8 protein-coding genes, 1 tRNA gene and 4 pseudogenes are annotated in these 12,456 nt (G+C 59.9%); 9 read left to right on the plus strand and 4 right to left on the minus strand.

Features of this window, described 5'->3' with window-relative positions:
- Positions 1 to 80 precede the first annotated feature (80 nt).
- From NKI29_RS08725 to NKI29_RS08735, 3 genes and pseudogenes are all read left to right on the plus strand, one after another.
- Positions 81 to 424 (plus strand): annotated as a pseudogene (locus tag NKI29_RS08725) (VOC family protein).
- 114 nt (positions 425 to 538) lie between these two features.
- A tRNA-Gln gene (locus NKI29_RS08730) sits at positions 539 to 613 on the plus strand.
- Between the two features lie 637 nt (positions 614 to 1,250).
- Positions 1,251 to 3,440, plus strand: a complete 2,190-nt coding sequence (locus tag NKI29_RS08735) for a calcium-binding protein (protein WP_352795935.1) — start codon at positions 1,251 to 1,253, stop codon at positions 3,438 to 3,440.
- Between the two features lie 132 nt (positions 3,441 to 3,572).
- Here the strand turns inward: NKI29_RS08735 and NKI29_RS08740 are convergent.
- From NKI29_RS08740 to NKI29_RS08750, 3 genes and pseudogenes are all read right to left on the minus strand, one after another.
- Positions 3,573 to 4,014: pseudogene (locus NKI29_RS08740) on the minus strand (sugar phosphate isomerase/epimerase family protein); the annotation flags it as partial.
- Positions 4,009 to 4,234 (minus strand): annotated as a pseudogene (locus NKI29_RS08745) (transposase); the annotation flags it as partial. The pseudogenes NKI29_RS08740 and NKI29_RS08745, both read right to left, overlap by 6 nt.
- 102 nt (positions 4,235 to 4,336) lie before the next feature.
- Positions 4,337 to 4,717 (minus strand): hypothetical protein, encoded by a 381-nt coding sequence (locus NKI29_RS08750; protein WP_352795936.1) that lies wholly within the window; start codon positions 4,715 to 4,717, stop codon positions 4,337 to 4,339.
- A gap of 427 nt (positions 4,718 to 5,144) precedes the next feature.
- Here NKI29_RS08750 and NKI29_RS08755 point away from each other — a divergent pair, with 427 nt between their 5' ends.
- From NKI29_RS08755 to NKI29_RS08780, 6 genes are all read left to right on the plus strand, one after another.
- Positions 5,145 to 6,332, plus strand: coding sequence for a magnesium transporter (locus tag NKI29_RS08755; RefSeq protein ID WP_352795938.1), 1,188 nt, complete (start codon positions 5,145 to 5,147; stop codon positions 6,330 to 6,332).
- 490 nt (positions 6,333 to 6,822) lie between these two features.
- Positions 6,823 to 8,094 (plus strand): tetratricopeptide repeat protein, encoded by a 1,272-nt coding sequence (locus tag NKI29_RS08760; RefSeq protein ID WP_352795940.1) that lies wholly within the window; start codon positions 6,823 to 6,825, stop codon positions 8,092 to 8,094.
- Between the two features lie 11 nt (positions 8,095 to 8,105).
- Positions 8,106 to 8,915, plus strand: coding sequence for a FecR family protein (locus tag NKI29_RS08765; RefSeq protein WP_198023599.1), 810 nt, complete (start codon positions 8,106 to 8,108; stop codon positions 8,913 to 8,915).
- A gap of 15 nt (positions 8,916 to 8,930) precedes the next feature.
- Positions 8,931 to 10,976 carry a CHASE2 domain-containing protein gene (locus tag NKI29_RS08770; RefSeq protein WP_352795941.1) on the plus strand — a complete coding sequence of 682 codons (2,046 nt, stop codon included), beginning with the start codon at positions 8,931 to 8,933 and terminating at the stop codon, positions 10,974 to 10,976.
- A 193-nt stretch (positions 10,977 to 11,169) separates the two neighbouring features.
- Positions 11,170 to 11,415: a type II toxin-antitoxin system VapB family antitoxin gene (locus tag NKI29_RS08775; protein WP_023678723.1), complete on the plus strand. Its 246-nt coding sequence runs from the start codon at positions 11,170 to 11,172 to the stop codon at positions 11,413 to 11,415.
- Positions 11,415 to 11,843: a type II toxin-antitoxin system VapC family toxin gene (locus NKI29_RS08780; protein WP_352795943.1), complete on the plus strand. Its 429-nt coding sequence runs from the start codon at positions 11,415 to 11,417 to the stop codon at positions 11,841 to 11,843. The genes NKI29_RS08775 and NKI29_RS08780 overlap by 1 nt, the downstream gene beginning before the upstream one ends.
- Positions 11,844 to 12,306: 463 nt before the next feature.
- Here the strand turns inward: NKI29_RS08780 and NKI29_RS08785 are convergent.
- Positions 12,307 to 12,453: pseudogene (locus tag NKI29_RS08785) on the minus strand (IS5/IS1182 family transposase); the annotation flags it as partial.
- Positions 12,454 to 12,456: the final 3 nt, after the last annotated feature.

Consider the following 12,456-nt stretch of genomic DNA (forward strand, 5'->3'; position numbering starts at 1 on the left):
ATTAAGGAAAAGCGGCGCCGAAAAGACTTGCTTTTTGGAAAGCTTTGTTGTAGAACATAACGAGAACAAAAGGTAGAGGGATGAGAATGACCGGAAAGCTCGATTATCTGGAAATGCCGGCGACGGGCGGAACGCTGGACAGCGTGAAGGCTTTCTACAGCGCGGCCTTCTCATGGTCGTTCACCGATTACGGGCCGACCTATTCAGCTTTTGCCGAAGGGCTGGACGGCGGTTTTAGGCGGATGGCCAAGATGCGCCGGCCAACCCGCTGCCCGTGCTCTATTCCGAAAGGCTGGAGGAAACATTGAGCGCCGTCGAAAATGCCGGCGGCACCATCGTCAAGCCGATCTTTTCATTCCCCGGCGGCAGGCGGTTCCATTTCGTCGATCCGGCCGGCAATGAAATGGCGGTGTGGGGTGAATAGGTCCGTTCAAAGTGACGATTGCAAAACTGGTGGATCGGTCGCGCATAGTCGGCATTGAGCTTTCTCCCGGCTCGTCCTATAAGGCCGCGCGCACAGCGGGCACGCTCCGGCTGTTGGGGCGTCGCCAAGTGGTAAGGCATCGGTTTTTGGTACCGACATTCCCAGGTTCGAATCCTGGCGCCCCAGCCAGTTCTCCAATTCTGACGATCCCCCGAGTCGTAATCTCAGTTGCAGACACCTTGGTCGCGGACTGGTATCTGCGGTATCTGTCCACAACAAATTGGTGTCTTCGGCAGAGAGCGCGATCCGGCTGGCATCTTAGTTTAATGTCGGCTCAATTGGCCGGCAGTCAAATGCATCTTGTGGAGAAAAGCAATTTTTTCTGCCACGGCTTGGGCGTTCTACCTTATAGTTTGAGACTTTTATAATCCAAAACATCGGATTTTTTGTCGCTGTTCTTCAGGTAAGTCAGCACTTCCAACGCTCTCTAGTAGTAACCAGCGCAATCATCAAACAAATTTTAATAAAATTCAATTTCTTTTTTAACGACAGCGATCATTTATCTTGTGCTGTCAGCAACATGTAGAGTGTCGTTGAAATATCAATAAGCATCTCTCGGAAAACAACGTGGGCATCTCTGAAGAGCAATTTGCTTTTACCGCACAATGTCGACTATCCGTAAGTATATTTTTCGCCGCAACGTGAGAATCCTGCCGCCGATCAATCATTCTATCAGGGCGTGCAGGTATGTGATTTGGCGCTAATATACACCTTCTAGTAGGCAGGCATCCGCGGGGCGCTATCGAATCAAAATGAGGGATTATGGATGGCGACTCTCCATTACACGTCGGGCGGATCCGGCACGGACATTGCAAAAGCCGGATTCAATCTGGCTAGCGTGCAATATGTTGACCAGGTCAACGAGCTGCCAGAGGGCATGAAAGGCTTGGTCTACCTCGACGAGGCCAACGGAGTAACCCAATCCTTTATCGACAAGGTTACTCCTTTCCTCGGCAATCCGAACGTATTTGGATTCTTCCTGGTTGACGAGCCGGATCCCACCGGCCAATGGGGCACCTACGCCTCTGCCGCAAATCTGAAGGCAGAATCCGACTGGATCCATGAGCATTTTCCAGGCGCCAAGACCTACATCACAATGATGAGCTTGGGGACGTCGGCGAATCCGGATTTCAGAGGCACGTACAATCCCGCCAATACCGGTATCGATTACTACGGCATAGATGTCTATCCGGTCCGCACGGATGGCCCGGTCGACTACAACATGATCGACAAATTCGTCGCTGCCGCTCAGGCATCGGGCATCCCGACGAGCCAGATCGTTCCGGGCTACCAGGCGTTTGGAGGCGGCGAGTATAACACCGATATGGGTGGCAAATATGTCGTGCCCACCGCCGCCCAGATGGAAACCATGATGGACCACTGGGCCAAGCTGGTTCCGTCACCCGCCTTCGACTACGCATACGCCTGGGGTTCGCAGCGAGGCGACACAGCGTTGGAGAGCTCTTCGGAACTGCAGGCCGTTTTCCGGGAACACAACCTTGCAACGACGGGAACCACTCCGCCTCCCGTCGACACAAGCGACACCTTGTATGGCACCAGCGGCGACGATGTGTTTCACGGGGCCGGCGGCCACACAATGATCGGCTATGGTGGCAATGACACCTATTATGTCGATGACATCCGCGACAAGGAGATCGAGGCTGCGGGCGGCGGTACCGACAAAGCATTCGCCTCCGTAAGTCATGCGCTTGCGGCCGGATCGGAAATCGAACTTCTCGCCACCAACAATCCGTCCGGCACGACGGCAATCAACCTCACCGGCAATGAGTTCGCCCAGACCATCCAGGGCAATGCCGGCGCGAACGTTATCAATGGCGGCGGTGGCGCCGACACCATGACCGGCTATGGCGGCAACGACACCTATTATGTCGACAATGCTGCCGACAAAGTGGTCGAGGCCGCTGGCGGCGGCTCCGACAAGGTGCTCGCCTCGGTGAGCTATGTCTTTTCGGCCGGCTCGCAGATTGAGCTCCTCGCCACCACGAACCCGTCCGGTACGACGGCGATCAATCTGACGGGCAACGAGTTCGCCCAGACCATCCAGGGCAATGCCGGCGCCAATGTCATCAACGGCGGACGCGGCGCGGACACCATGATCGGCTATGGCGGCAACGACACCTATCATGTCGACAATGCTGGCGACAAAGCGATCGAGGCGGTAGGCGGCGGCACCGACAAGGTGATCACTTCGATGAGCCATGCGCTTACCGCCGGCTCGCAGATCGAGCTTCTCGCCACCAGCAATCCGTCCGGCACGGCGCCGGTCCACCTCAACGGCAACGAGTTCGCCCAGACCATCCAGGGCAATTCCGGTAGCAATGTCTTCAATGGCCTCGGTGGTGCCGACACGATGGTCGGCAATGGCGGCAGCGACGGCTACTATGTCGACAATGTCGGCGACAGAGTGATCGAGGCGGTAGGCGGCGGGCGCGACAACATAGCCACGACAGTGAGCTATGCGCTTGCGGCCGGCTCGGAGGTCGAGCTTCTCGCTACGAGGTATCCATCCGGCACGACGGCAATGAACCTCAGCGGCAACGAGTTCGGCCAGACCATCCAGGGCAACGCCGGCGCGAACATCATCAATGGTGGCGGCGGTGCCGACATCTTGACCGGTAACGGAGGCAATGATGCCTTCGTGTTCAACAGCGCTCTTGGAGCCGGCAATATCGACAAGGTCACCGACTTCAACAAGCTTCAGGACAAGATCCAGCTCGACGACGCGGTTTTTGCCGGGCTTAAGCTTGGAGGCCTTTCATCCGACGCTTTCTTTGCTGGTACGGGTGCGCATGACAGCTCCGACCATATTATCTACAACAGCTCAACCGGAGCGCTCTCTTTCGATAGCGACGGGATCGGCGGCGCATCTCAAATACAGTTCGCCACTCTCTCTCCAGGTCTGTCGCTTACGGCAGGTTCATTCCTTGTGATCTGAACGACCCGGAACGGCGGACCGTCGAGCCGGTCCACCGCTCCTCCTTGTTCAAGCACCGGTTTGTTCCAAAGCGGGGTGTCAGTTTCCGCCGGTTCCGACCCTACTCCGCCGCTCCGCGCTCAGCGCGATTGTTCAAGGCGATAAGGTTTTTGCCCGGGCCAGGCTGTTAGGCTGCTCATTGCGATAGCGGGTCCGATTTCCATGATTAGATCTAGGACGGTCCCGGCAAGAAGACCAACTCACTGAAGACGTCATCCCAGTCGATATGGCCCCAGCCGAGCGGCATGTGCAGGTCGCCCAAACCTCGTGCTGCATCCTCCTGCGGGAGGTAGGTTCGATTGAGACGGGCGCCCCGAAGGAATCATGGACATGCAGGTGCCCCGCCACCGGCGCCATGGCACGCAGCTGCTCGCGGAAGTTCAGGCCGCGATGGGTGGATTCAATATAGGCGTGACGGAAATCGATAAGCGCCACCAAGTTCGGATGGCCGACCGCCTTAACCGTCTGCGCCACCTCGGCCGGGGGTCTGCCGGCACTGACCCGGTTCCTTGGCGAAGAGGTTCTCAAAGGCGATGATGATCACCGCCAGCTTGCGGGACCACCGCGACGCTGGCTCTGCGGTGGCAGGAGCGTTTGGCGGTCGCCTCACCCCAGCTCTTGACCTTGTCCCTGCCCTTGAAGCGGATCACCAGACCCGATACCGCCTCGCAGAGCGCACGCCGCACATCCGAGTCGCCAGCTTTCGAGATCCGTCCCTGGACGTCAATCGTGGAGCCGGATTGCCAGCGCCGCGACAGCGAGCGTGCCGAGGCATGGTTGCACGGCTTCGACGGCCTGCCGATTGGCGGTGAGCCGAAGCCGATAAGCAACCAACTAAAGACCGAGTTCGAAAGCCGTCAGCGGTCGGTCCACCAACCGCTGGCGCGGGCGGCATCGAAGCACACTTTCCTAGGGTGGGGGCCTTTGAGCGCGGCTTTCAGAGCGGCAACGCCACGATTGTACTCTTTCGTTTTGTCATACTTCCCACCCTCAACAAGAAAGTCGCCAAAACGTCTGTCGTTATAGATCGATTGAGAGCAAAACAAATAAGCCGCCATCTGATATCCATAATCGAAGGCAACCGAGTTAGCGCGGGCGGCGGTTGGAACGAACGAGTTTGCGCAAATCACCATTGCCGCGACCGGCATCATGCCTACGCGAGATAATTTCATTGTTGTTGCCCTCTCCCAAGACGCAACGAACTTGCCGAAGTTTTTGCCTTGGTGCAAGACCGTCATGAAATCGTCCTCGAAGGAGCTCGTGCTCCACATCCTTCTGTGCAAGCAGTCGCAGATCTTAACCGGCCGTGGCGTCAATAGCTGGTGAAACTGCTAAGATGCGCCGGATGAGGCAATCAATTCGAACGCCGGAGACCCTGCCTCTGCAGAATTTCCGGGTTTAAGTTTCATTGTTGCGGCGTGCTCGCAAAGCCCTAAAGACCGGTGAAGTTCGCAACACGTCAAATTCTCGGCGACACTCTGACGTTACAGCCCGCCTGTATGCACCCACGCAACGGCTCAGATCTGTCTGGGTTCGGTCCACTCGGCGCCCGAGAGGCGAAGATTTCGGGATCGAGGCGCTTGGGCCACTGCGCGCCAGACAGAGCGATCCGATCCGTGTCATACTGTCAGAGGCAAGACACTAGCAATTTGGGGGCGGCGGCAGATGAAGGAAGAGAACGACGTTCAGAAGTTGGTGCGGACGCTGCGTGCTCGAGCACCTGATGACGCGGCTGAATTGCTGGCCCGAGAATCTCCCGAGTTCATCCGCGACACACTAAAGCTGTTGCCGGACGGGCACGCCCGTAAGGTGGCCGAGCATTTGCCACCGCATATGCGGCCCATCAGGTCTCATGGCGGTGGCAAGGATTTCGCGGTCCCCGACTCGCTCGTCGAGCTGATGGACCCGATTCCCGCCAGCGTTCCTGTCGCGACGACGGTTGCCGCCGCAGTGGAGGCGGTCAGACGCGCCCAGGTGCCGACCGAGCTCACTTATCTCTACGTCACGGACGAGGGCAATAAACTGGTTGGCCTGGTGGTCCTGCGCGATCTGATGCTGAGCGAAGCGGACGCGACGGTGGATCAGATCATGCTGCCCAGGCCGTTCGCCCTTAATGTCGGTCTGTCTTTGAGCGACGCCTGCAAGGCAGCAGTACGCCGTCAGTACCCTGTCTATCCGGTGGTGGACGCGGAGAACAAGCTGCTCGGGCAGGTTCGCGGCTGGCGCTTGTTCGAGCAGCAAATCATCGAGATTTCCGCCCAGTCTGGCCAGATGGTGGGTGTCCAGAAGGAGGAGCGTTCTTTTACGCCGCTGTTTTCAGCCTTCTTGAAGCGTCATCCGTGGCTGCAGCTGAACCTGCTGACGGCCTTCATGGCCGCTTTCGTGGTCAGTTCATTCACAGGCACGATCGAGAAGATCGTCGCCCTGGCGGCGTTCCTCCCGGTCTTGGCCGGGCAGAGCGGAAACACCGGCTGCCAGGCACTCGCTATGACGCTGCGTGGCCTTGCCCTGGGGGATGTGGACAAACGACCGAAGCTGCACCTGGTGATGCGGGAGGGCGCGCTCGGGATCGCCAACGGCGTGCTCGTCGGTCTTGTGGCGGCTGCGGCGATGTGGTTCTACGCCTCGCGGCAACCGGAGTCGGCGGCCCAGGCGCCAATGCTGGCACTTGTGATCCTGCTCGCCATGTCCGGATCGTGCCTCATGTCTGGAATCTCCGGCGTGCTGATCCCGCTGGGCCTGCGCCGGGTCGGCGCCGATCCGGCGGTCGCCTCGGCGATCTTCCTCACCACCGTGACCGATATCGTAGGCATGGGCCTGATGCTGGGGCTGGCCACCATGCTCGTGCTGTAGCAAGGCGCGTCCGGTGACGCGTCCATGGGGAGATGGGGTTCCTATAAGCTGACCTCGTCGCGTCCAACGAAATAGCAAGAGCCGTGCCGCATCGCGAACGCGTCGTGAGAAGCACCTCGCGGCAGATCTCCGACCGCTTGCGCAACGCGACGGAAGACCTTTGGATGAGCCGTGGGTGACCTTGAAGCCTCATTCGGTGACCAGATACGCGCAGAATCGCGCAAACAATATTAATCTTGTCGGCTGTGCGATCCGCCACTGATGATGATTTGATTTAGTTGCCACTGGTGCCGAATACTTCAATCGTTACTGCAACGCTGAGAAGATTTCTTACAACCGGCGCAGCCGGAATAGGAATAACTCCGATGGTTTGTTGCGCGGCTGCAACAGCTGTTGAAAACTCGGACGATTTCGTCAAAGTTCAGTCGCTTTTTTTCTTGTGGTCGTGCTAAGTCCTTCGCACTGGTCGGGTTTGGGGTGGGTTCTCGGCATGCAATCTTCGTTTCGAACGATCGTCGGCTGCGCCGCGCTGCTTTATAGCGGCTTGTTGCCGGCCGGCGCGCAGGGTCTTTTTTCGGCCTATGACGATGCGTTTTCGGCCCGCATCGCCAGTCCGGCCGACAACGGAACGCTCGCCCAGTTCGTCACAGTTGCCGTCAACGCGGGACAATACGATCAGGCGATCTCCTCAATCGAGCAGTATCTGATCAAATATCCCCGCGATGCGCGCGCCCGGCTGGCGGCCAGCCGGTTGTACTACCATGTCGGCTCCTATGAATTGGCCCGGCGGCAGGTGCAGTACGGCATCGAAGTCGGCGGCCTGACCGCAAGTGAGCAGCAGGAAGCCGTTCGCCTGCTCGCCCGCATCGAGCGCGCGTTGCGTGGCGTCACCTGGGAACTCGCCCTGACCGGCGGCGTGTTCAGCGCATTCACCGATTTTGAGCCAGGCGGGGCGCAGGACGACGACAGCTTCGTCTCGCCCTATGGGCGGGCGGAAGGCTTTGTCCGGTGGGACCTCGGCACGCCAAGTGCCGACGCTCTCGTCCTTTCAGGGTCGTTGACGGCGACACAGCGCTTTTTCACGGAAGACCTGTCGGTTCCGGGTAGCGAGGAGACCTTCATCCACGGCAACGCCGCAATCACCTGGGACAAGGGCTTGCCGAACAGTGGGATCGATTCGCTGCGCCTGCTGCTTTCGGCGTTCGCAGTTACGGATCGTTTCGACAGCGATATCCACGAGACCGGCATCGGCGTCAGTGGACGCTTCCTCGTTCGCCCGACGGTTGAGACGACGCTCTTCGCCGGTGGCGGCTACATCGATCTAAGCGCCTCGCAAGGCATTTTCGCCGATAGCAGGGTCTTCTATGACGCAGGCGGCAGCTACCGCTTCCGCAATGGCCAGGCGCTCGGACTGCGCTTTGTCGGCTCGAATGACTTCGCCTCCGGATCTGGCGAAATCGGCCGCAGCTACACAGGCGAGGTCCGCTATGGCGGCCTGTTGATGAACGTACCGGATCTTTTCGCATGGTCGCACCAGATCGCCTTCTCGGCCGGCCACAGCGACACTCCCGATCTGTCTGTCGGCATCGGCACAAATATCAAGAGCGACTTCTGGCGCATTGCCTCGGAAAGCGATTTTCAGCTGACGGAGGCGCAGAAGATCAGCGTCGATCTCGCCTATCGCGAAACCAACTTCGACATCGCCAACCGCGACCGAAAATCGTTCGAAATGCTCATGAGCTATACGTTGACGCTCAATTGAAAGAGGCCGCGATGAGGACCCCGTACCGTCAGATCGCCATTTTTATCGCCTGCCTTGCCTTCGCGGCACCATCCGCCGCTGAGACGGTCGGGTCGATGACGGCCTATCAGACCAACATCGTCCGCAACAACGGCGGGACAATGAACGTTGGTGCCGGCGTCGAACTCGGCGACCAGCTGCGCAGCAATCCCACCGGTCTTGGAATGCTGGTGTTCCGGGATGAATCGAGCGCCAAGATTGGTCCGAACACCAGCCTGACGATCGATGAATTCGTCTACAATCCAGGCTCCGGATCGGGTAAGATCGACATCGGCATGAACAGCGGCCTGGCCCGTTTCTACGGCGGCCAGGTTTCGAAAGGGGGCGTCATGCAGGTTGCGACGCCGCACATGGTGCTCGGGGCGAGAGGCGGCATCATCGAAGTGCTGGTGGCAGCCGGCCAGACCGTCGGCATACTGCGCGCCGGCCGCATGACCTGCACGATCAATGGCAAACGGCTGGTCATCACAAACCCGGGCTACGCCTGCACATCGGAAGATGGCAAGCTGCTGACCGGCTACGGCGGAATCGACACCTTCCCGATATTGGACAGCATCGACCGGATAGCCGGCACCGGCCTGCCAGGCGCACCGGGTCCTGGATTGGACGTAAGCGCGATTTGTGCGTCGGCACTCGGCGGCTCGCTCAAAGTCTGCGAGTCCACGGACGGCGCATTGCCAGGAGTGGTCATGGAGTTCCCCGACAGCCTAACGCCACCTGTGGGCGGGGGCGTGGATAAGGGCGAGTGTGAGGGTGAGGGTTGCTGCTACTACTGCAATTAGGCCTGGCCGCACGACATGAGCCTTTTGGTCGGTTGGCGCTGGGCTGATTGGCGGCAAGCTGGCAGGCGCAAAATATCCGGCCTTGCGGTCGTGCTCCTGCTGCTCGCTTGCCATTTGGCTTTTGACGGGCCGTTGTCGCGCCTGCGTGAGCGGACGTACGACTTCTACCAGTTTCTCGCCCCACGCCAGGCGACGAGCAATCCTGTCGTGATCGTCTCGATAGACGACGCCAGCCTCAAGGCACATGGGCGATGGCCCTGGAACCGTGGCCTCTTGGCCGATCTGGTCGATGGCATCACCGAATCCGGCGCGGCGGTGGTCGGGCTTGCGCTGGTACTCCCCGAGGCCGACACCTCGCCTGAGGGCATCGCCGGAGACAAGCGCCTGGCAGCGGCGCTGGCGAAAAATCGAACGGCGCTTGCCGTCAGCCTAGGCAATGAGGCGACGGTTTCAGAAGCAGAACCCAAAGCCGGCTGGTCGATCGTCGGGCAGGTACCCGACACACTTCCCGGCTTCACCGGCCTGACCGGCTCGCTTGCCGAATTCTCGAACGCCGCCGCGGGCCTCGGCGTGATTCGCACCTTGCCCGATCCCGACGGCGTACTGCGCCATGTGCCGCTGCTGTGGCTTCGCAACACCGCTCAAGGCGTGCAGCTGTGGCCGTCCTTCGCACTCGAGCTCCTGCGCCTTTACGCCGGACAGGACGGTTACATAGCCCGGATGAATGCAGCCGGGTTCGACGCACTCAGGATGGCCGGCGCCATTGTGCCGCTCGAGCCGGAGGGGAGCATCCGCCTCTGGGAAACCGCCACCGATACGCCGCGTATATCTGCCAGCACTATCCTTTCGGGCCATGGCGATCCGCGGCTGCGGGAGGCCATCGCTATTGTCGATCTGTCGGCCGTGGGACTGACGCAGTATCTGCCCACCCCGACGCGTCCAGCGCGACCAGGCGCGGACATCCACGCCGATGCAATCGCCCAGTTGCTTGCCGGGCGCTACCTTGCAGAGCCAACGCACGCACGTACGCTTGAGCGGCTCTGGTTTGTCCTCAGCGCCATCGTTTTCATCGGACTTTCCGGAGTGCTCGCCGGGCGTGTCGTGCTTGGTGCCGTGGCTCTCGCGCTGCTGGCCGTCACGCCGTTCGTGTTCGGCGCTCTCGAATACAGCCTGCAGGATGCACTCTATGACCCGCTGCAGCCGGCGCTTGCAACGATCCTGGTAGCCGGCTTCGAAGGCTATGTCCTCTACAGGCGCAGCGAGCAGCGCCGGTCCACCCTGGCACGGCAGTTCTCCCAGTATCTGTCGCCTTCCGTGGTGCAGCGCCTCGCAAGCTCGGACACCGAAGCGATCCTGTCCGGCGAGAAGCGCGAGATCACAATTCTGCTCAGCGACATACGCGGCTTCACGACGATGAGCGAACAACTCGATACCCAGGAAATCGCCAAGGTGGTCAACCACTTCCTCGGCATTGCGACCGATGAGATCCTCAAGCGCGACGGCACCATCGACAAGTTCATGGGCGATGCGGTGCTCGCCTTCTGGAACGCGCCGCTTAATCAGCCGGACCATCGCGAGCGCGCGCTCGACGCGGGGCTTGCCCTGATCGAACGGGTGAAGCGCGAAGACGCCGCCTTCAGCGCGGACGGCCACCCCTCCATCGCAATCGGCGTCGCCATCGAGACGGGCATCTGCTCGGTAGGCAATTTCGGCTCCGAACGGCGTTTCGATTACACCGCGATCGGCTCTCCGGTGAACCGCACGGCTCGGCTCGAGTCGACGACCAAGAAGCTGGGCATCCCCCTGGTGCTTGGTCCCGGCTTTGCGGCAGGAGCGCCGATGCCGGTCGTCCAGGCGGGCGCCTTTGAACTCCAGGGTTTCAAGGGCGAGGTGCCGGTTTTCACCGTTCCGGAGATGCAAGCTGCTCACCAAAGTATGAGCCGCGAAGAAGAGAGCCAACGTGGTGAGCAATCTGGCGCCCCTGCCGTGGTGGTTGGTTCGCCGCCATCCGTGCAAATGGCACCGCCTGATCTTGCACCCCGAACCCGAAGCACACGCTGACCGGATCCAGCGGATCGCAGGGGTGCCGACCTGCTTGTGAACTAATACTGCTGGGGAGGCCTAGGTGTCATCCCGACGGATTTTCGCGAGCTGCATTCCTCCCTTCCCTCCTTATCAAAACCGCCGCTCGCGAATTCGCTGGCGAGTATATCTCCGGTATGATATACATATATCACTCATGAGGATATACAAAATGCCGCTCTTCATTCGCGATCCCGACGTCGACGCCATGGCCGTCGAGCTGCAGCACATTACCAACGCGCGCAGCAAGACCGAGGCCGTCAGAACCGCCTTGCGCCATGAGATCGAGCGCAACCGCGGCAGCGTCCCGCTGCGCGAGAGACTTGCCAAAGTCAAGGAAATGGCGCGGCGGATCGGGCCGGCCAACCCTGATTTCGATATGAAGAAATTCACCGACCAAATGTGGAGCGACGACTGATGTTCGTCGATGCCTCTGTGATCGTTGCCATCCTGAACGAGGAATCTGGCGCGGAAGAACTGGAAAAGCGGCTCGCGGCCGCGACCAAGCCGCTGTATATCTCCCCGCTCGTCCGGTTCGAGGCAGTCCAGGGTCTCGCGCGAGCGTCGGCCGAAGCCATCAAAAAGAACGCCAAGCCCACGGCCAACATGCTGGCGCAAGCCCGTGATACTGTCGACGCCTTTTTGATCGAGATCGCCGGCAAGGAAATCATGATATCCGGCGACATCGGCGACCGGGCGATCGAAGCCAGCATGAAATACGGCAAAGCAGTCGGGCACAAAGCCGATCTCAATTTCGGCGATTGTTTTGCCTACGCTTGCGCGAAGGCTCACCGGCTTGCCCTGCTTTACAAGGGCAATGACTTTTCACAAACTGATCTGGCGTAAGGCTTTCCTGGCCTTGCATCGCGGCGCGAGACCCATGCAGACGCTCGGTGTCGTAAGCCGACTATTCCCGCTGATTATGAGCGATGAGAAGACGTCGACCATCCGGTTTCGCAAGGTCCGCATCGTTCCCGGTCCGATGCGGTATGTCTGCGATGATGACGCGAGCAAATCCGCTGTCGTTAACGTCTTAAAATGCGCGGATATTCAGCTAGCATCGGAGCTGCCTGTCTCAGAAAATCGGCCGAGTGGCCGGATGACATGATGCTGCGTGGGATGCGCGAGCATTACCGGAAATCGAGCTTACCGACATTGTCCAGGTAATTGAGCACGAACCGCTCAAACCAGACGGCTGACGTCGGCTGATCGAGCTGTCCAAAACTGCGGGTCGGTTCTCCAGCCGATTGCGATCTTCTCGGCTCAGGGTGAACAGTGGTAGCGGCGAGGAGGAACTCGTCGCGCGCCTGAGGTTCGCCGCCGATCCATAGGCGCTGTCGGCGGCCAGATACTCCGGCTTCAGGCCGAAGCGGTCCCCGGTCCTGTCAATCCTGGTGCGCGCGGCTCCCATCTCAGCCTGCCAGATCGCGCGGGTCGCCTCGGCGTCCAGGGTGACGCG

This window comes from Mesorhizobium sp. M0678 (assembly GCF_040320505.1).
Classification (GTDB): Bacteria; Pseudomonadota; Alphaproteobacteria; order Rhizobiales; family Rhizobiaceae; genus Mesorhizobium.